Origin of the sequence: Nonomuraea cavernae (genome assembly GCF_014646355.1) — a bacterium.
GTDB lineage: Bacteria > Actinomycetota > Actinomycetes > Streptosporangiales > Streptosporangiaceae > Nonomuraea > Nonomuraea cavernae.
The window spans coordinates 1-421 of sequence record NZ_BMNH01000008.1 but is presented as its reverse complement, the minus strand read 5'-3'; the positions used below and the strand labels follow the sequence as shown (position 1 = coordinate 421).

The following is a 421-nucleotide window of genomic DNA, read 5'->3' as shown; positions in this document are numbered from 1 at the left end:
TGCCATCGCGGCAGACCAGGTCTGATTCGCCCTTGCGGTGAGCGGCCAGCAGGGTGAGCTGATCGGCCGAGGCGGTGAACGCCACGCCCTTCATCCGCCCACCCGTGGTCCAGATCGACACCGTGCGGGCGTTCAGCTGCCAGGACAGGCAGCGGTCGTCGAACGGCTGGGCCGCGCCGGGGCGAAAGACGATCGGCCTGGCCAGCACCCGTTCACGCCGGACGGAGCCGGGCCTGCCCAGATGGCCGTTGCGCAGGTTGGCGTGCAGGGTGGTGTAGGCGTCGGCGACCTTCTTGATGACGTGCTGCGCGGCCTGGGCCGCCAGCCCGTACCTGTCCTTGACCTGCCCGTAGACGTGCCTGCGCAGATCGTAATTGCGAAACACCCGCCGGTCGTGGGCGAGCTGCGAGACCCAGGTGGC

General features: G+C 69.6%; 1 pseudogene. It reads right to left on the bottom strand.

The features are described from left to right. Positions 1-421 (bottom strand): annotated as a pseudogene (locus tag IEY82_RS15405) (RNA-guided endonuclease TnpB family protein); the annotation flags it as partial.